Below are 17,474 nucleotides of genomic sequence, written 5' to 3' on the forward strand. Positions count from 1 at the left end.
TGTTAACGGTAATCTGTCGAATTACCGGCCATGTCGTCGCCGAAATAGTGGAAGAACAGCGTTCCGGAAAAGGTCAGCACCTGCGAACGGTTCTCCCAGTCACGATCCGGGGCGTCCAGCTGAATAAAACAATCGCGAATCGACTTCGCCTTGATGTACTTCATGGGCGTGCCTTCGTAGATCTTCGCGTCGAAAACACCCTGGTTTTTGGTAATCAGACCAACCAGCAACTGATTGACGGAACCGGCGCGCGTTTCCATGATCGAGATTGGGCCTTGTCCGGCAAACTTCACCTGTTGCGGCTGATAGGCCATGCCCCCGAGAACGGTCGGAACCTCGATCTCGCCCTGTGGCGTCAGTTCCGGCCACGGCGCTTGCTTCACCAGCAAATAAGTCCCCTCAAAACCGGCGATCTCGAACGCGAAATCGCTGGATATGGCCTTCAATCCGATCGCCTTGGTTAGATCGAAGAAACCCTTCATGTAACTGGATAATGAAATCGCCATAACAAAAGCCCTTATGCATGCTGCGTAAGGGCTTAGTTTTGAACAATGGTAGCGTGGTTTTTGCTTGGTTTTCCGGTTTTATATGGGGCGGACTCCGCCGCACGGCAGCGCCTTGCGGTTCACATCTTCCCACTGTGCTTTGTACTTCGCGGCGAGGCCGGGCGGGCGAGCCTCGAATATAGATCGCGTTTTCGGCGTTGGCCTTGTCGGCGGACTCGGAGTAATTGAAGCTGCCGGTTTCCACGGATGTCATGTCCACCACGAGAAACTTGTGATGCATGATCTTATGCCGGTGGTCAATTGCGCAACCGATGCCAGACTGGACAAGCTCGGCTTGCGCGTCGCCATGCGCCTGGGTTTTATCCAGCACAACCGCGATCTTGACGCCGCGCTTTTGCGCTCCCAGCAAAGCCCCGACAATATCGTCCTGGGTAAACTGGTACGCGGCCATGTAGATCGATACCTGCGCGTCGGCGATGGCCTGCAACACAATGTCCTTGGCCGACGGTTCGCCGCGCGAGAAGCCTACGAGCACTGGCGGCACGGCGTCATCCGCCGATGCGGACTTCACCCCCATGGCCATGCCAAACAGCATAAAGGACAATACCACAATCGATATCGTTTTGTATTTATTCATCTTTACTGCCTCACTCAGCGTTTATGGCAGAATCAATGCCGTAACCGGTTAAAAACACGGCGTAGGCCGTTACGGGCGTAAGTTCGGGGCTGCTCGATAAAAACCCGAATAGCGCGCCCGAAAATGTAATGGCGGTTGCCGCCGTCGCGCGCCGGTTGTATTTCAGGTAATAGTCGAGCAGCGATGCCGTGGTTTGTTCGCGCAGCCAGCGCTTACACCAATGCGCAATGAGACCGAAGGTTCCAATCAACATGAAAAATAGAATGTTCATGATGTACCCGCTTAAGCAGACGTTCCGGCCAGAAACAGATTACGCTCGTCCTGCCGTCGCTTTACCAAACCTTTCAGCACCTTGCCCCCGGATTTATTCCAGCGCGGGAACTGATCCGCAGCGCCAATGTAGTTTCCGGCATTCAGCAGTTTGAGCAGCGTGGAACCGCCAAGTCCGTCCGAGCCGTAGCCCACGTTGTACGCAAAGCTGACCAATGCGCCGAATTGATCGTCGCTGACATCAACCTTGATCAGCGCAGCAACATGACCGGAGAACTCCGCCAGGTCTTCTGTCAGTACCGCATTGGCCTGGGTTTCGTCGTTGATGCTATGCAGCTTGTTGGCCTTTGCCTTGTTTTCAGCCCCCTTGAGAAATTTACCGGTATCCGGGGCACGCATCGCGTGGCCCCAGCCTTCGGTCCAAATGCCAATCGGGTCCATTTTGGGCTGTAGGCCGATATGGCTCAGATCGCCGTCATGCAGGGAAGGGACTCGTATTTTTTGATGATGGCGACGGCAGCGTCGCACACCTGTCTGTATTTGGTCATATGTCCACCTGAAGTAGTTATCAGGGGGAAGTTTTGAACGAGGGGTAGGGCGGTTTTTGCGCCGTTTTCCGGTTTTGATGGGCGCGGGTATGCGGGACGGCTATTTTTTGCAGGCACAAGAAAGCCCGCTCGGGGCGGGCATAATTTGAACATTTCTCTGAGGTATGCCATTTATTGGTTCAAGCGTGTCGCCTATTTTTTGCTCCTGAGAGGGACTTGGATGACCCGGTAGGTTTCGCTACATTTAAGTTGATGAAATTTCAGGATGGGTCCAATTTTCTTCCACTTCCGAATCGACCCACTGACCTTTATCCCTCTCTTTCAGAATGGTTAGAACCTTGTCGGAGGTTACATTCATTTCTATATGTTTTATGAAATCATTTTCAGCATTGTCCATCTTTTCTATTACAAAATTGATAAGATTAGAATCCTTATCAATCAGCTCCTTATAAGCTTCTGATTTAGAGGCAAAATCGCTTACACTCTCAATGGAAGCCTCTGCATGCATATTAGCATAGGTTGCTTCGTACCTTGAATCGAGAGCTTCCTTAGTATCTTTTTGAAGTTCTTTTTTAGTGGAAGCACCAAGGAAGGCATCCACGATCTCGAATATAGCAAATGAAACAATAATGCCGACGCCAAACCCAGCAGCACGAGACCCCCATTTTACATACCCCGGCATTCTGTATATAAAAGCTTGCCTGGGAGCCAGTCGTGCCAAAAATCTGTTTAAATGCAAATTTTGTAATGCTTTTGTTGTACTGTATCCAGCGACACCACTTGCAAAAGCAGTAACGATGAATGTTGGTACAAGTATTTTAACTGAACTTATTGTTACTTCTTTATCTTTACTCCAGCTGTCGACTTTATCAATCAATTTTTTGACTCTTTCCCATAACTCCTTATTTTCTTCAAGGCTGAGTGTGGCCAAGTACTGTTCTAGCCTCTCTTTCAGTTTAATTAGATTGACTCTTAATTTATTTGCTTTCTCTTCAAACGTTTCACTCTGCTTCTGTTGAGACTCAACAGCTACTGTGAGTTGAGCGCTGAGATTTTTCAGTCTTTCCAATCTATTGGGATTGTCTGGGTAGGTTAGCATTATCTTTCTCCTTAAGTTTATGTTGTTTTAATGAAACTATAAATATAATAGTATACTTCGTTATCGTACTGTTTCAGGGTCTCGCGCAGCCCATTGGAAACACGGGCTACGTCGCCGTGCAAGTTGGCGTTATCGGTTAAAAATCCTTTGCGGGTAGGGCGTACATAATCATCCACGGGGCAAATAACCAACACCTGGCGCACTTTTCAATACCTGCCGTACCCGCCCGTCATGATGTCTGCGGTGCGCCGATCGCTCAACTATTGAACTTGTCTCGGCGCAGTCCATGATCGGAGATCAACCGTGTGTGCCGCCTGTCATAGAAACAATCTTTTGTCTCAGCACCCTTGTTCTTTCGTGTGTCATCGCAGTCATGCAATTCATGCGAGCCGCGTCTTGAGCAGCAAAGTTATTAGGCTCATCTTTTGCGGCTAAAATCTGGCATTCCTGTTCGCGTATCTTTAACCATTCCCGTTGCTCCGGCAAAAGCAATGTTCTATTTTGTTTTGTTGTTCCATTCCAAACAATATTGATTTGTTTGTTTGCCTCACCAAGCGCATCTTTCGCCGATGTCGTTGGGGATGAAACTCCCATTTCCGTTATTTTGTAGCTGGACGTATTAACTCCGCCGTTATTTACTATGCTGTAGGCGGTGCGATAGGCAGCGGCCTTATCCGGTTTTTGTATGGCATCCTTTTCGGCGTGTTCCTTGTAGAAATTGGCTATTTTTTCGCGATTAGACGACCAATAATAGGAAAGCAACAAGGCGGAAACAGCTTTATCCTGCTGTCCCGTTACCACATACGCCTCAGCCAATGGAGCCCACGTCCATGAACGCCGTGGATCAAGCTGTAGCGAAGATAAAAACGGAGTAACCGCTTCACCGGCGCGACCCGCTTCGGTCAGCGCTGAACCAAGATTAGCCTCCAGTTCGGCATCACGAGGGTTTTCTTTCAGAGCCATTTGGAAGTAGGCTGCGGCATTGTTGTAGCCGCCTGCCTTGAATGTTTCCAGTCCTTGCGCATTGAGTTTTCTACTCTGTACTTTATTTCCCAGTTCAGGTTTGGGCAGGGAGTCAATGCGCGAGGCGATATGGCGCACAATGTCAATGTTATTATCCCGAGCAGCTTTTAGGCTTTGCTCAATACAGGACTGAATTTCACTGCACTCTCCGGGCAATGGTTCGTTTACATGAGGTACGGGGGCTGTTGGCGCGATTGGTGCTTGTGTGGACATGGCAGCAGGTACGGTTTCCGCTGGTTTAGCCTGACGCGACAATGGGGTACTTACCGCAGCCGCTTTTAAATAACCGACCAGTACCAAATGAGTGAATTTTCCTCCAAGCTTATTCTCTACTTCTGAGCGCCCAACGGGAAAGCCACAAACCGTAGTCGTCTCCTGAGCTTTAAGTGATCCTGATCCATTGGTTGACAAAAGATCAACGATAGAGCCGTCATTGGTTTCTATTACGACCTCTGACGTTTGGTTGCTCACAAGCACCTTTGATATATCACTACCCGGAGGATAGTCCTCAACCAAAGCTGCCTCGCCGCTAAAGCATAACACTTGCCCGTAGTATTTCCATGGAGCTTTCCAGGCTGTATCGGCTGCTACTTGCGTATTTTCAGTGATAGGTGCGTTTGATTTAAGCTGTTTTACCGCTAATTTAATGTTTCCATTTGAAGCAACGTCTACGTCTTGAGTGTTCCATTCGTACGCTTGAGTGGTCAACTCTTTGCCTGAATTAATATCTGCGCCGCTTGTCGAGATCGCACTCTCATTTTGGTTGAGTGAAAAATAAATTCTATTGCTGCTGGTTGAATTGTTGTAAAATACAGCAGCTATCACTGCTATTGTTAAAGCGCCTATCAATATAAAAAGTGTTGGGGATAACAAGCTAACCCCACCATCTTTTTCAATGCGAAGTGCCGTTATGTCTCTTGATAATCCAAGTGACTTTGTTTTCTTTATTTTTTCATAGGAAAACTGTCTATACCATCCATTTGCATAGCTTAACAGTATCACGCTAGGTATCATGGTGACCCATGTAACACTATGCCCAGCGATGGATTCCACAATAACAACAACAGGAATATAGATTGCGAGACAAATAAAAAGATGTTTGTACATTTTTCTGTATGCAAGCCAGAAAAAAGTAAGGAAAAATGCAGACCAATTTAGCGTCTTTGAATTTCTCTTAGCCCACCATATTGACTTTTGTTTCGGTTGATCTTCTTCCTTCCACTTTTCAGCGTAATAAGAATTGTATTTTCTTCCAACAAACAGTCGCAAATCAGCCTCGGTCACATCCCCATGAATATCGGCTTGAGTTGTGATGTCAGAAACCGTAGATAAAGGTGCGCCGCAAGCACCGCAAAAAGATGCCGAATCACTTACATCGCTACCGCACTTGTTACAGAATGGCATTTGCTGTTTCCTTGATATTGGTGATTGCATAGACATTCGCATATTTTATCAAGCAGCTTAATGCGCAGATACCTGTCAATTCTGACAGATTGACACCAGAATCCCTCCGGGTGTAGGCTTTACCCCGTCGCCCCACATGGGCGGCCTGGGATTGGCGTCCCGGATTAATCAGACGCACAACCGCGTCATGCGGTTTTTTTGTGCGCGTCGTTCAGCACTGCCCATTATGGTGGGCTGGGCGAGGCACCCTTCGGGGTGGCCGGTTCCTGATTACCGGTACGCCAACCTCGTCCAGTCCACCACCTTAAGCTTGGCGTCATATCGGTGGTGGCTCACTAAACTAATCAGGAGTAAAGCCATGACTGCACTCGCACTTTCTTTCCAAGATTTTAATTTCGATGCTATTGACCGTGATGGAAGGCCTTGGTTAAGGCACCCTTAGATTGAGGGTGCCTTGGGGTATACCAATAAAGGTAAAGCGCTGAGCACGATTTACAAGCGGCACGCCGACGAATTCACCGACACCATGACCGCCCTGATCGAACTGGACACGGCAGGCGGCAAACAACAAGTCCGCATCTTCAGCCTGCGCGGCTGCCACCTATGTCACTGCCGGATGTAAATTGATACAGCGTGCCGATTGAAAACTGATACACCGAATTGAGAAGATCGGCTGCATTTGGAACGCAGCCGTGATCACTGACGAGGTGTATGTGGAAATTGAATTATTGAGAAAACACGGCTTGAGTTTACGCAAGATTGCCGAAGAGACCGGATGCGCGGTCAACACGGTACGCCGTCATCTTGCAAGCGATAGCCTGCCCCGATACGAACGCAAAAAGCAGCGCCCTACCAAGCTTTCGCCATTTGAAGCGTATTTACAGGAACGGCAGGCTGCGGCGCAACCGGCCTGGATACCGGCGACGGTGTTGTATCGAGAGATAGCCGCATTGGGTTATAGCGGCGGACAAAGTCAGCTACGTGCCTACCTGCATAGCCTCAAGCCCACATGCGCGGCAGAGCCGGTGGTGCGCTTTGAGACGGTGCCGGGCGAGCAGATGCAGGTCGATTGGGTCGAATTTCGTAAAGGCAGTAACCCGCTCTACGCCTTCTGCGCAACGCTGGGCTACAGCCGAGCCAGCTTTGTCGAGTTCGTCACGGACATGAAAGTGGAGACGCTGATCGCGTGCCATAACCATGCGTTCGACTCTTTTGGCGGTATTCCGCAACGGGCTCTTTACGACAACATGAAGACGGTGGTGTTGGAGCGCGACGCATCGGGTGAAGGTGAGCATCGTTTCCACGCTGGATTTCTCGATTATGCGCGGCATTGCGGTTTCGTTATAAAACTGTGTCGCCCTTATCGCGCCAGGACCAAGGGTAAAGTCGAGCGTTTCAACGGCTATCTGCGCCGCTCTTTTTATGTTCCGCTGGTGGCACAGCTCAAGCAGTCCGGGCTGACGCTGGACGTGGTCACTGCCAATGCTGAAGTGCGACGCTGGCTAAAAGACGTAGCCAATGAACGCATACATGGCACCACGCAAGTGCGTCCCTCGGAGCGCCTGGGAGAGGAACGCCTGCAAGAACTGCCCGCTCCCTGGCGCGGAGATATCCGCGCGGCGCGCCCGCAATCTGAGGCGGTGGTAACGGCGGCAGATCGTCCGGTCGTTGTTATCGAACGGATAGCGCAGGAAACGCCATTACAACACCCGCTCGCGGTCTATGACGGGCTTCTGGAGGCTATCCAGAGTGAAAGGGAGGTGGCGGCATGAACCTGCAACACGAAAGAATACAAACCCTGTGTGAATCGCTGAATCTGCCGTTCATAGCGCAGGGTTACCCGGCTGCCGCTCAGCAGGCCGCGCAACAGGAAAGCGCATATAGCGACTTTCTGGAAGACATGCTCAAAATGGAAGCAGCGGGGCGAACGGTAAGAAAACAGAGTCTATTTACACGCCTTGCCGGTTTCCCGGCGATCAAAACTCTGGAGGCGTTCGACTATGCCTTTGCCCCCGGAGTCAAACGCAGCCAGATTGACGAACTGGCAGGGCTGGGTTTTGTCGAGCGTAACGAGAATGTCGTGCTTATCGGCCCGTCCGGTGTCGGTAAAACCCATTTGGCGATTGCCTTGGGATACAAAGCGGCGCAGGCTGGCGTTAAGACCCGCTTTACCACGGCAGCCGATTTATTGCTGACGCTGGTGGCTGCGCATACCCAGAATCAGTTGAAGGCCGTCATGCATCGGGCGATCAACGCTTACCGCCTGTTGATTATTGACGAAATCGGCTACCTGCCGATGAATCGGGAACAGGCCAACCTGTTCTTTCAGGTCATCGCGGCGCGCTATGAAAAAAGCAGCCTGATTGTAACCAGCAACTTGCCGTTCGGACAGTGGGACGCGACCTTTGCTCAGGACGCAACGCTGACTGCCGCTCTGCTGGATCGCTTGCTTCATCACGCCCATATCGTGCCGATTGCCGGCGACAGTTACCGGTTAAAACATCAACGGGCAGCCGGTATGGTCAAGGCTAAAGGTGAGCCGACAACGATAGTGCCAGCGCGATAATGAATTAGGGGAGGTGTATCAGATTTAAATCGGCATTTCTTCAAAAACTGTATCAATTTTAAATCGGCATTGACAACTGGCGCACAGCTTCAGGTGCGATACCTGTATGCGCCGGTAAATGCCTCCAATTACCAACCCTTCTTCGCTCCAGTCAAACTGGAAGGCTTCGCCAAACTCAAATTTCAACGGCACAAAGGCATGGGGTTTCTTGCCTGTGTCAGTTCGCCAGTCACGAATGAAGGCAGTCACTTGGCTGTAACCGCCCGTGTAACCATCCGTCCTGATTTGTGCAAACAGATTCTTGGCGGTGCGCCGATTCTGTTTGGGGCGATGGGAATCCGCTTTGAGGGCTTGTTCCAGTGTGGGGTGAAACGCGCTGAGCTTGCAGTCCGCCTTTATCCTGCGGTATTTCGGCGGTACTGCTTTCTCTTCCGCCCTTAGCCATTTGCGTATCGTGTTGCGCGATAAGCTCGTGCGCTTTGCTATCGCATGCAGCGACATTTTGTCGCGTAAATACATCCGCCGTATCTTGCCTATCATTTCCATAGTGATCACCTTTATCTCCTGCCCAAAAATTGGACAGGGCAAGTAGAACACCTGGGTCACTTTTGAATCAGCAAACCACCTCTACATGGGTCAGTTTTCGGTCAGCGACAACAGGGAAGGGCGGCATCTGCACAAAATCGGCGCTGATGTTATAAAACGCCCGGTTGCCGCCATGCCGGATAGTTGCGCCGGTATTCCTGAAAAACTGCTCCAGCCGTTCGTCACGTTGTCCCGCTGTTTCCGGCGCCGGTTCCGGCTTAGCCATGTAATGCGCCGGCAAACCCTCGATCTGTTCGACGTTGAAAACTGTATACCCTTTCATGAACGGGATTTGCATTTCCTCATCTTCGCCGGTCTGCTCGTTGGCCTCGGTTTTCGTAAACGTGTTGGCATAAACTACCAGCGAACCGCGCTCACCCTTGCGCACATTCGCGCCCAGCTCCTGCGCCTGCTTAAACGTCATCCAGACTTGAGAAGAAAAACCCTGCTCGATGCTTGCCGCCCACAACAGCAGGATATTAACGCCACGGTAGGGCAGGCCGTTTGCGCGCAACGGTCGGGTAATGTTTCCGGCCAAATGTTCGCCGCTCCACGGCTTAAACCAAGTTCTGACGCCTTTTTCGAGATCGGCCAGAATTTTATCGGTAACGCGTGTATAAACATCCGCTCTGGTTTCGATTGCAGTTCCGCTTTTCCCCTTTGCTCTTTGGTGAGCCTTGGGGGTGCGGGGGAAATCCGCGCTGTGGGTGGCGTTGCTGTTGTGGGTCGTTGTCGTGGTCATCATTCTCTCCTTTGGTCTTCGTTCTGTTGATCTGCTCTTCGGAGCCGCCTTGACGCATGACCAGCGGGCGGAATTAAAGACAGCAAGGGCAGGAACGAAGCCGCACGCGGAGCGCAGCCGAAGGTGAGCACCGAACGGGTGAAGGTCATGGCGAAGCAAACCCTTGCGGGCTTGAAGGCCGTTCGCTATGCGTCGAAAAAAAGGCGGACCGAGAGCAGAGCGACGGGCTAGAACGAAGGACAAAGGAGAAGGAACACGGCAATGGCTCCCCACTACATCAGCGCCATAGAACAACAAGCCGGTTCGCGCCAAAGCGTGATCCGGCCGGGGACAGTCGGAAACGGTCTGCTCAAGCAGTCCGTTTCCACCACGCTGCGAAAGAGATGGAAGCCGACAGGCGCATATCAGGGATTGATAGCGCCGCGCGCGCCAAGGATGGCGTATAGCGCGGAAACAGCTCGCCCCGACGGGGAAAGGCGGGTTCGCCAAAAGAATGACGTCTGTAGATTTCTACTGGGGAACCAACTTGTAACTTATAACACTAAGTGCTATATATCTCTGGTAAAAACAGTGATTAACACAAGCAGGACGGCATGCGGATATTCAAAAACAAAGCCTTCGCGCGTTTTGCCAAAAAGGCAGGGATTGACGATCCCAGCTTATGCAAGGCCGTCATGGATGCTGAACAGGGATTAATTGACGCCAACCTGGGCGGGGGAGTTATCAAGCAACGTGTTGCCCGTAGCGGCGCAGGAAAATCTGGAGGATTTCGCACCCTGATTCTGTTCCGCATGAAATCACTGGCGTTTTTTGTTCATGGCTTTGCCAAGAATGAACAAGACAACATAGACGATGACGAACTGATTGCGCTGAAGAAACTGGCGGCAGCCATGCTCGGCTATGACGACGCCAAGCTGCAGCTCGCATTGGAAAACAAGACATTGACTGAGGTTATCTGCAATGAAAAAGCAATACCGTAGCCGCTTAATGGCTTCCGTGCATGAAACAGCCGAAGGCTTGCATGATGCCGGCGTTATGGACAAGCGCACCCTACGCCAGTTTGACGCGCTTTGCCTGACGCCAGTAAAGCCCCTGCAACCTGAAGAAATCCGCACACTACGACAACGGGAACGCGCAAGCCAAGCCGTCTTTGCAAGATATTTGAACGTGACGGCCGGCCTGGTGAGCCAGTGGGAGCGCGGCGAGAAACACCCTCAAGGCGCATCGCTGAAACTCCTGTCCCTGGTCGCTAAAAACGGACTGGAAGCCATCGCCTGAAAAGCAGCGCGCCTGCCTGAATCGCCCAAGATCACAGACTGCGCCATAACGCCATGAGCAACGAACAGGAAATTCCCGTCTACCCCAACAGCCACGACCTTGGCACGCGTGCGCTTGGCCCATCAGTCAGGCCGAAGGCCTGACATGAAAGCGGTCCTAGTCATAAATGGATGCCCTATCCATTTATGACGACCGCCCAAAACATCACGCCGCATCAGCGGCGCTCAATCCCGGCGCGGAAGTGGGGGGAGCATGACTCGGTGCGATCTGTTGGCGGCTTTTCTTGCCGACAGTTCGCATAGTGCGGCTCAGGGCGAAGCCGTGAATAAGCCGCACGATCCGGGACATGCGGGGGCGTGGGAGTTACGGGGCACTTACGCGCCGCGCCAAGGCCAGCAAATCGGGCATTGGCGCTTTTTTAAGCTTTATTTCAGAAGAACGCGGTCAAGCCGCGCTCTTCTCTCCTATTATTTCGTCCCTTAATTCTGAGCCGCCAGCGCATCGGGATAATGTTTAGCAAGAATGCGGTTCATCTGGTCAACCAGGTCGGGCCGGGTAAAATTCAAGTGCGCGTTGCCGTTTTTGAACCACTTCAAACTGAAATAGTCGCCTATCCATGCCGTGTGGTCATTGATCATATTTGCAACCATATAATAAATCCCCTGCCTGTGGTCAGGCTCCGGCTTGCCGTCCAGCACATGAAATACGCGCAGCAAGTCGTCCAGCTCATTGCTGGTCGAGTGAGAAAGATACGCCCATCTTTGACCGGAACCGTCAAGAAACCGGTTTATGATCAGTCGCTTGCCGAATTTGAACGGCTGGTTTGTTTTGTAGTTCCAGCTTAGGCGATGGAAACAGTTAATAACCCCACGGTCGAACAAATCCCCTCGCGATTCATGCAGCTTTTGAAAAGTCGCCGTGATGTTGTCCTTTGTCAGCTCCGGGATTTTTCCCTCGTAAACGCTCGTATCCCATTCCTTGCGCGCCGCGTTATCCATAAAGGTTCTCATGCCGGATTGCTCCATCAAATACTGCCAGCCTTTACGGTCGAGAACGTTCATCGCCCGATCAACCGCGCCCTCTTTGGTAAATGCGACGCTTTGGCTCATACCGCTGTAGGTTTCAAACAAGTCAGCAACACAGCCCAGGTGCGCTTCGGCGGCAACCTGCGACGCCTTCAGGATAATTTCATGCGCCTGCTGCAACATGGCCTTAACGGCTGCGCGCTGATTTATCAGGTTTTCGATACTGACGCTTTTTACCACATCAGAAAATGCGGCTTGTTCGTTCGCGGTATCTTCGCCGTTCCCATCTGCTTTTTGGTGAGCCTTGGGGGTGCGGGGGAAATCCGCGCTATGGGTGGCGTTGCTGTTGTGGGTCGTTGTCGTGGTCATCATTCTCTCCTTTGGTCTTCGTTCTGTTGATCTGCTCTTCGGAGCCGCCTTGACGCATGACCAGCGGGCGGAATTAAAGACAGCAAGGGCAGGAACGAAGCCGCACGCGGAGCGTAGCCGAAGGTGAGCACCGAACGGGTGAAGATCATGGCGAAGCAAACCCTTACGGGCTTGAAGGCCGTTCGCTATGCGTCGAAAAAAAGGCGGACCGAGAGCAGAGCGACGGGCTAGAACGAAGGACAAAGGAGAAGGAACACGGCAATGGCTCCCCACTACATCAGCGCCATAGAACAACAAGCCGGTTCACGCCAAAACGTGATCCGGCAGGGAATAATCGGAAACGGTCTGCTCAAGCAGTCCGTTTCCACCTCGCTACGAAAGAGATGGAAGCCGACAACAGGCGCATATCAGGGATTGATAACGCCGCGCGCGCCACGGATGGCGTATAGCGCGGAAACAGCTCGCCCCGACAGGGAAGGCGGGTTCGCCCTGAAGATCGCTGACCGAGCAAAACTTGATACAGGCAAATAACTGCGCGCGGCCGCAGATGAAGCCATAAAGCCGGGCTGCTTGATAAACAGGTGCAAAAGATCGAATTGATTCGACGTGATACAGCTTTTCAAATAACCATCACGCCGGGGCTTTCCATGTGCGGAAGCGGGGGAGCATGACTCGGTGCGATCTGTTGGCGGCGTTTCTGCCGACAGTTCGCATAGTGCGGTTCAGGGCGAAGCCGTGAATCCCAGCCGCACGATCCGAGGTATGCGGGGGCGTGGGAGTTACGGGGCGCTTCCGCACCAAACCAAAGCCCGCAGCACGGGCCTCGGCGCTTTGTTTTGACTTTCCGCCATTAGCCGCTGACAATCGGTACCAGCCGATAAAGATAAAGAAAAAGCGCCGCCACCCAACACACAGGAACCCCCAGCCTCTGGGGTATACCCTTCGGGAACCCCGGCTGGTTCCCCTGTGGATGGCTGACGTGAACACCCACGCGATTGCGGAAACCAGATCAAGGCACACACAACAGGCAAAAAGCGCTGGTTTTTATTTGATAACATCATCATAATCGTAGTATGACTACGATTCACAGAAACAAACTAAACACGTTATACACCAACCTGATACCAGGGCGGCCATTGACGTCTGAAAATCTGGCCGAATTAGGTATCTCAGCCGATCTCGCAGTCCACTATGTTCGTGCCGGCTGGCTCGCTCGGCTGGCAAGAGGCATCTACTGTCGGCCCAACGAATCACTGGAGCTACACTCCAGCCTCGTTCTGTTGCAGCAAAAAATAGATGGCCTGCACGTAGGCGGAAAGTCGGCGCTTGATTGGTACGGTATCCGCCATTATCTATCGCAACAAACAACGCTGTACCTGTACGGCTGGGGAATAGCGCGCCTGCCCGACTGGTTCATAAGCCGCTTCCCGGCTGAGTACCACCGTAAGCGCTTGTTCGACGAACGACCCAGCGCATTGCTCCACGTCTATCCTTTCGAAAACCGCAACGGCGCACCCCAAGTATCAGCGCCGGAGCGCGCACTTTTGGAAGTCTTAAGTGAAGTCGGCGTGCGCCAGTCGCTACAGGAAGCTCGCGAGCTTGCAGAAAGCACGTACAGCTTGCGCGCAGAAGTGCTGCGCGAGCTGCTGCTGCGTTGTACCAGTATCAAGACTGTACGGCTGTGCCTGCAACTTGGCCGGGAGCTCTCACTGCCCTGGGTAACAAAGCTTGATGCATCCCAACTCCCTACCGGTAGCGCTCAGCCCTGGGTATCCAGGGTTGACGATGGCCTGCTGATACTCAAACCATGAACAAAATCTACCTCGATACCGCGCGCCTGATGACCCAGGTCGCGCCTTTTATCTTCGCTGATGGTGAATTCGCGCTCAAAGGCGGCACGGCGATCAACTTGTTCATTCGCGACATGCCGCGCCTATCCGTCGACCTCGACCTGGTCTTTCCCAACCACAACATACCACGCGATCAAGCCCTGGCGCGCATCAACCAGGTTATCCGGCAGGCAACCGAGCGCCTAACCGCCCGAGGTTTCCAGACCCACATCCCCACTACCGTAGCCGATACCGGCGAAACCAAACTACTAATACGACGCGACGGCATTGAGGTCAAAATCGAAGTCAATTTTGTGATGCGCGGCACCGTTCATCCGGTTCGCATGGCGACATTAACGCCTAAAGCGCGCGATGTGCTGATGGCCGAGCTGGAAATTCCGGTTGTATCGCTGGAAGATGTCTATGGCGGCAAGCTGGTTGCGGCGATGGATCGGCAGCATCTTCGCGACCTGTTCGACATCATGCAGCTATTCGCGCACGAAGGAATTACTGCCGATATCCGGCGCGCTTTCGTTGTTTACCTGTCCAGCCATAACAGACCGGTTCACGAGGTACTGTTCCCGGCGCTGCGCGACATCAATCAGGAGTACGAACGCAACTTCAAAGGCATGACGGCAGAACCAGTGCAACTGCATGAACTGCTGAATGCCCGCGAACAAATGATACATATACTCCAACAGGGACTGGACACGAATGAGCGCCGCTTTCTGCTCTCATTGGTCGCCAACAAACCCGAATGGCAGTTACTAGGATTCGAGCACCTCGAACAACTGCCAGGCATCCGCTGGAAACTCCACAATCTCGCAGCATTGGAGAAAAATAATCCAAAGAAGTTTGCCACACAAATCGACGCACTTACCAAATTATTGGCATAGAAGCTCCACAACCGGAATTCACCCGTCTTCGCAATAAACCAAGCGAAAGAGGGCGTTACCGAATGGCTGAGACTGGCGGCCAAAAACGGCGAATTAGACAACAATTGAAGCCTTATCTGTTGTCGCTGACCGAAAACTGACCCAGTTAGAGGTGGTTTGCTGATTCAAAAGTGACCCAGGTGTTCTACTTGGCCTGTCCAATTTTTGGGCAGGAGATAAAGGTGATCACTATGGAAATGATAGGCAAGATTCGACGGATGTATTTACGCGACAAGATGTCGCTACACGAGATCGCTAGACGCACGAGTTTATCGCGCAACACGATCCGTAAATGGCTCAGAGCGGAAGAGAAGGCAGTGCCGCCGAAATACCGCAGGATAAAGGCGGACTGCAAGCTCAGTTCGTTTCACGCCATACTGGAACAAGCCCTCAAGTCGGATTCCCATCGCCCCAAACACAATCGGCGCACGGGCAAGGATTTGTTTGCGCAAATCAAGACGGCTGGCTACGAGGGCGGTTACAGCCAGGTGACTGCGTTCATTCGCAACTGGCGTGCTGACTCAGGCAAGAAGCCCCACGCCTTTGTGCCGTTGAAATTTGAGTTTGGCGAAGCCTTCCAGTTTGACTGGAGCGAAGAAGGGTTGGTAATTGGAGGCATTTACCGGCGCATACAGGTATCGCACCTGAAGCTGTGCGCCAGTCGGGCATTCTGGCTGGTGGCGTATCCGGGCCAAGGGCACGAGATGCTGTTCGATGCCCATACGCGCTCCTTTGCGGCGCTGGGTGGCATTCCTCGCCGTGGCATTTACGACAACATGAAGACTGCCGTTGATCGCGTCAACAAAGGTAAGGGACGCGTGGTCAATGCGCGCTTTGCCGTGATGTGCGCGCACTACCTGTTCGATGCCGATTTCTGCAACGTGGCATCCGGCTGGGAGAAAGGCGTTGTCGAGAAGAACGTACAGGACAGTCGGCGGCGCATCTGGCTGGAAGCGCAGAACCAGCGGTTCGGTTCATTCGTCGAACTCAATGTGTGGCTGGGTGATCGCTGCCGGGCATTATGGGGCGAGCTGCACCATCCCGAGTACAAGGAGCTTAGCGTAGCCGACCTGCTGGAGCAGGAGCGCGCGCACATGATGCCCATGCCGGTTCAATTTGATGGGTATGTTGAAAATCCGGCTCGTGTATCGAGCACGTGCCTGATCAATGTACAGCGCAACCACTACTCCGTGCCATGCGAGCTGGCGGGCAAGATGGTCAGCGTCCGGCTCTATCCCAATCAAGTCATCGTTGTGTCGGGTGACGCGTTTGTCGCCTGCCACGAGCGCCTGACAGAACGCGGACATGTTCGCTACGACTGGCAACACTACATCACGCTGATCGAACGCAAACCGGGAGCGCTGCGCAATGGCGCCCCGTTCGCAGACATGCCTGTACCACTCAGACAGCTCAGGCAGGGGCTGATGCGCGATCCGGGCGGAGATCGCTGCATGGCGCAGGTGCTGGCCGCCGTACCACGGGCGGGGCTTGAAGCCGTTATTGTTGCGGTGGAACTGGTCATCGAGTCCGGCGTGTTGAGTGTGGAACACGTCCTCAACGTACTGGGACGGCTGAATGCGCCGCCCCTTCCACCGAATGTGGAAACGAGTTTGCAGCTCAAGGATGTGCCGCTGGCCAATACCCGCCGATATGATGAGCTGAGGCATGACGCTGAAGCTCACCTCAATGCGGAGGAGATTGATCATGCGCTGTGATGTCACTGCTGAACTCAAGGATTTGCGGCTACATGGCATGGCCGGTGCATGGACAGACCTGATCGCACAAGGGTCTGCATCGACCGATTCGTCGAAATGGCTGATCGAACACCTGCTGCAAGCCGAAGCAACGGACCGGCACATGCGCTCAGTGAGAAACCAATTGAATGCGGCCAGGTTTCCGGTACATCGCGACCTGGCCAGATTCGACTTCGCCGCCTCCAAGGCTGATCGGCCGCTGGTAGAGCAATTGGCAACGCTATCATTCACCGAGACAGCGCAGAACGTGGTGCTTATCGGCGGGTCCGGGACAGGCAAGACGCATTTGGCGACCGCCATCGCGGTGTCGGGTATCACCACGCAGAGTAAGCGGGCGCGATTCTATTCGACGGTCGATCTGGTCAATGCACTCGAACGCGAGAAACAGGATGGCCGTGCCGGGCGAATCGCCGCATCGTTGATGCGCATGGATGTGCTCATACTCGACGAGCTTGGCTATCTGCCGTTCAGCCAAACGGGAGGAGCCTTGCTGTTTCACCTGCTCTCGAAACTGTATGAGCACACCAGTGTGATCATCACGACGAACCTGAGCTTCTCGGAATGGTCGGGTGTATTCGGTGATGCCAAGATGACGACGGCGTTGCTGGATCGGCTGACGCATCACTGCCACATTGTTGAAACCGGGAATGAGTCATACCGGTTTCAGCACAGCAGCATGGCCGCGAAGGCCCGCATCAAATCGAGAGAGCAAACACGAAGAGGAGGCAAAAACGCAGCCGTAGAAGAGCCGTTCTAACCAGGCACGCGCGGGGAGTTCACTACGGTCTCCAAACTTCGTGAACTTCCCGCGCATCTAAAAACTTCAAATCAACAATCTGGTAGACTTATCCACAGTTGCTGCAACACAAAACAGCAACAGGTCCTGGGTCAAAATTCAATCAGC

The 17,474-nt window shown here is 52.8% G+C and carries 18 protein-coding genes and 1 pseudogene; 10 read left to right on the top strand and 9 right to left on the bottom strand.

All coding sequences use genetic code 11. The annotated features are described in order from the left end of the window. Positions 1-2 precede the first annotated feature (2 nt). The 6 genes from F6R98_RS09160 to F6R98_RS09185 form a co-directional block, all read right to left on the bottom strand. A complete protein-coding gene (locus F6R98_RS09160) occupies positions 3-446 on the bottom strand; it encodes a hypothetical protein (protein ID WP_228125189.1) in 444 nt (147 codons plus the stop codon). Next, positions 400-1,143, bottom strand: coding sequence for a phospholipase D-like domain-containing protein (locus F6R98_RS09165; protein ID WP_153248762.1), 744 nt, complete (start codon positions 1,141-1,143; stop codon positions 400-402). Before F6R98_RS09165 ends, F6R98_RS09160 begins: the two co-directional genes overlap by 47 nt. A gap of 10 nt (positions 1,144-1,153) precedes the next feature. After that, positions 1,154-1,414, bottom strand: a complete 261-nt coding sequence (locus tag F6R98_RS09170; protein ID WP_153248763.1) for a hypothetical protein — start codon at positions 1,412-1,414, stop codon at positions 1,154-1,156. Positions 1,415-1,425: 11 nt separating this feature from the next. Further along, positions 1,426-1,941, bottom strand: coding sequence for a lysozyme (locus tag F6R98_RS09175; RefSeq protein WP_228125190.1), 516 nt, complete (start codon positions 1,939-1,941; stop codon positions 1,426-1,428). A gap of 264 nt (positions 1,942-2,205) precedes the next feature. After that, the gene (locus F6R98_RS09180) at positions 2,206-3,060 is read right to left on the bottom strand and encodes a hypothetical protein (RefSeq protein WP_153248765.1); all 855 of its coding nucleotides are present in this window, start codon (positions 3,058-3,060) and stop codon (positions 2,206-2,208) included. Positions 3,061-3,357: 297 nt separating this feature from the next. Continuing rightward, positions 3,358-5,487 carry a DUF2628 domain-containing protein gene (locus F6R98_RS09185; protein WP_228125191.1) on the bottom strand — a complete coding sequence of 710 codons (2,130 nt, stop codon included), beginning with the start codon at positions 5,485-5,487 and terminating at the stop codon, positions 3,358-3,360. A gap of 454 nt (positions 5,488-5,941) precedes the next feature. Between F6R98_RS09185 and F6R98_RS09190 the strand changes: the two genes are divergently transcribed. The 3 genes from F6R98_RS09190 to istB (F6R98_RS09200) all read left to right on the top strand — a co-directional run bounded on the left by F6R98_RS09190 (position 5,942) and on the right by istB (F6R98_RS09200) (position 8,053). Beyond that, positions 5,942-6,109, top strand: a complete 168-nt coding sequence (locus tag F6R98_RS09190; protein WP_153248767.1) for a BRO-N domain-containing protein — start codon at positions 5,942-5,944, stop codon at positions 6,107-6,109. Between the two features lie 70 nt (positions 6,110-6,179). Then, a complete protein-coding gene (istA, locus tag F6R98_RS09195; protein WP_194270021.1) occupies positions 6,180-7,259 on the top strand; it encodes an IS21 family transposase in 1,080 nt (359 codons plus the stop codon). Beyond that, on the top strand, positions 7,256-8,053 hold the full coding sequence (istB, locus tag F6R98_RS09200; RefSeq protein WP_153247439.1) for an IS21-like element helper ATPase IstB: 798 nt from the start codon (positions 7,256-7,258) through the stop codon (positions 8,051-8,053). Before istA (F6R98_RS09195) ends, istB (F6R98_RS09200) begins: the two co-directional genes overlap by 4 nt. Positions 8,054-8,128: 75 nt before the next feature. Here istB (F6R98_RS09200) and F6R98_RS09205 read toward each other — a convergent pair. Both F6R98_RS09205 and F6R98_RS09210 read right to left on the bottom strand, forming a co-directional pair. After that, positions 8,129-8,599: pseudogene (locus F6R98_RS09205) on the bottom strand (IS21 family transposase); the annotation flags it as partial. 67 nt (positions 8,600-8,666) lie between these two features. Continuing rightward, positions 8,667-9,380: an ArdC family protein gene (locus F6R98_RS09210; RefSeq protein ID WP_153250982.1), complete on the bottom strand. Its 714-nt coding sequence runs from the start codon at positions 9,378-9,380 to the stop codon at positions 8,667-8,669. A gap of 593 nt (positions 9,381-9,973) precedes the next feature. On the opposite strand from F6R98_RS09210, the gene F6R98_RS09215 reads away from it, so the two are divergent. Together F6R98_RS09215 and F6R98_RS09220 are read left to right on the top strand one after the other, a co-directional pair. Next, positions 9,974-10,360, top strand: a complete 387-nt coding sequence (locus F6R98_RS09215) for a type II toxin-antitoxin system RelE/ParE family toxin (protein ID WP_153248768.1) — start codon at positions 9,974-9,976, stop codon at positions 10,358-10,360. Then, a complete protein-coding gene (locus tag F6R98_RS09220) occupies positions 10,341-10,658 on the top strand; it encodes a helix-turn-helix domain-containing protein (protein ID WP_153248769.1) in 318 nt (105 codons plus the stop codon). Before F6R98_RS09215 ends, F6R98_RS09220 begins: the two co-directional genes overlap by 20 nt. Before the next feature lie 479 nt (positions 10,659-11,137). Here F6R98_RS09220 and F6R98_RS09225 read toward each other — a convergent pair whose 3' ends face one another. Beyond that, entirely contained in the window at positions 11,138-12,052 is a 915-nt protein-coding gene (locus F6R98_RS09225) for a DUF4942 domain-containing protein (RefSeq protein ID WP_153250983.1), read from the bottom strand. 261 nt (positions 12,053-12,313) lie between these two features. Here F6R98_RS09225 and F6R98_RS09230 point away from each other — a divergent pair, with 261 nt between their 5' ends. The 5 genes from F6R98_RS09230 to istB (F6R98_RS09250) all read left to right on the top strand — a co-directional run bounded on the left by F6R98_RS09230 (position 12,314) and on the right by istB (F6R98_RS09250) (position 17,327). Beyond that, on the top strand, positions 12,314-12,583 hold the full coding sequence (locus tag F6R98_RS09230; protein WP_153248770.1) for a hypothetical protein: 270 nt from the start codon (positions 12,314-12,316) through the stop codon (positions 12,581-12,583). 542 nt (positions 12,584-13,125) lie between these two features. Further along, positions 13,126-13,863, top strand: a complete 738-nt coding sequence (locus tag F6R98_RS09235) for a type IV toxin-antitoxin system AbiEi family antitoxin domain-containing protein (RefSeq protein ID WP_153248771.1) — start codon at positions 13,126-13,128, stop codon at positions 13,861-13,863. Further along, entirely contained in the window at positions 13,860-14,777 is a 918-nt protein-coding gene (locus F6R98_RS09240) for a nucleotidyl transferase AbiEii/AbiGii toxin family protein (RefSeq protein WP_153248772.1), read from the top strand. Before F6R98_RS09235 ends, F6R98_RS09240 begins: the two co-directional genes overlap by 4 nt. A 230-nt stretch (positions 14,778-15,007) precedes the next feature. Next, positions 15,008-16,531: an IS21 family transposase gene (gene istA, locus F6R98_RS09245; RefSeq protein ID WP_153250984.1), complete on the top strand. Its 1,524-nt coding sequence runs from the start codon at positions 15,008-15,010 to the stop codon at positions 16,529-16,531. Continuing rightward, complete coding sequence (gene istB, locus F6R98_RS09250; protein WP_153248773.1) at positions 16,521-17,327, top strand: IS21-like element helper ATPase IstB; 807 nt, start codon at positions 16,521-16,523, stop codon at positions 17,325-17,327. The genes istA (F6R98_RS09245) and istB (F6R98_RS09250) overlap by 11 nt, the downstream gene beginning before the upstream one ends. Positions 17,328-17,474: the final 147 nt, after the last annotated feature.

Source organism: Candidatus Methylospira mobilis, from assembly GCF_009498235.1.
GTDB classification, from domain to species: Bacteria; Pseudomonadota; Gammaproteobacteria; order Methylococcales; family Methylococcaceae; genus Methylospira; species Methylospira mobilis.

What these genes read in the sequence shown, in the direction of transcription:
- F6R98_RS09225 (WP_153250983.1), bottom strand. Translation starts at nt 12,052, where the DNA reads ATGACCACGACAACGACCCACAACAGCAACGCCACCCATAGCGCGGAT.
- istB (WP_153247439.1), top strand. Translation starts at nt 7,256, where the DNA reads ATGAACCTGCAACACGAAAGAATACAAACCCTGTGTGAATCGCTGAAT.
- F6R98_RS09240 (WP_153248772.1), top strand. Translation starts at nt 13,860, where the DNA reads ATGAACAAAATCTACCTCGATACCGCGCGCCTGATGACCCAGGTCGCG.
- F6R98_RS09220 (WP_153248769.1), top strand. Translation starts at nt 10,341, where the DNA reads ATGAAAAAGCAATACCGTAGCCGCTTAATGGCTTCCGTGCATGAAACA.
- istB (WP_153248773.1), top strand. Translation starts at nt 16,521, where the DNA reads ATGCGCTGTGATGTCACTGCTGAACTCAAGGATTTGCGGCTACATGGC.
- F6R98_RS09210 (WP_153250982.1), bottom strand. Translation starts at nt 9,380, where the DNA reads ATGACCACGACAACGACCCACAACAGCAACGCCACCCACAGCGCGGAT.
- istA (WP_153250984.1), top strand. Translation starts at nt 15,008, where the DNA reads ATGGAAATGATAGGCAAGATTCGACGGATGTATTTACGCGACAAGATG.
- F6R98_RS09230 (WP_153248770.1), top strand. Translation starts at nt 12,314, where the DNA reads ATGGCTCCCCACTACATCAGCGCCATAGAACAACAAGCCGGTTCACGC.
- F6R98_RS09185 (WP_228125191.1), bottom strand. Translation starts at nt 5,487, where the DNA reads ATGCCATTCTGTAACAAGTGCGGTAGCGATGTAAGTGATTCGGCATCT.
- F6R98_RS09215 (WP_153248768.1), top strand. Translation starts at nt 9,974, where the DNA reads ATGCGGATATTCAAAAACAAAGCCTTCGCGCGTTTTGCCAAAAAGGCA.
- F6R98_RS09180 (WP_153248765.1), bottom strand. Translation starts at nt 3,060, where the DNA reads ATGCTAACCTACCCAGACAATCCCAATAGATTGGAAAGACTGAAAAAT.
- F6R98_RS09170 (WP_153248763.1), bottom strand. Translation starts at nt 1,414, where the DNA reads ATGAACATTCTATTTTTCATGTTGATTGGAACCTTCGGTCTCATTGCG.
- F6R98_RS09165 (WP_153248762.1), bottom strand. Translation starts at nt 1,143, where the DNA reads ATGAATAAATACAAAACGATATCGATTGTGGTATTGTCCTTTATGCTG.
- F6R98_RS09235 (WP_153248771.1), top strand. Translation starts at nt 13,126, where the DNA reads ATGACTACGATTCACAGAAACAAACTAAACACGTTATACACCAACCTG.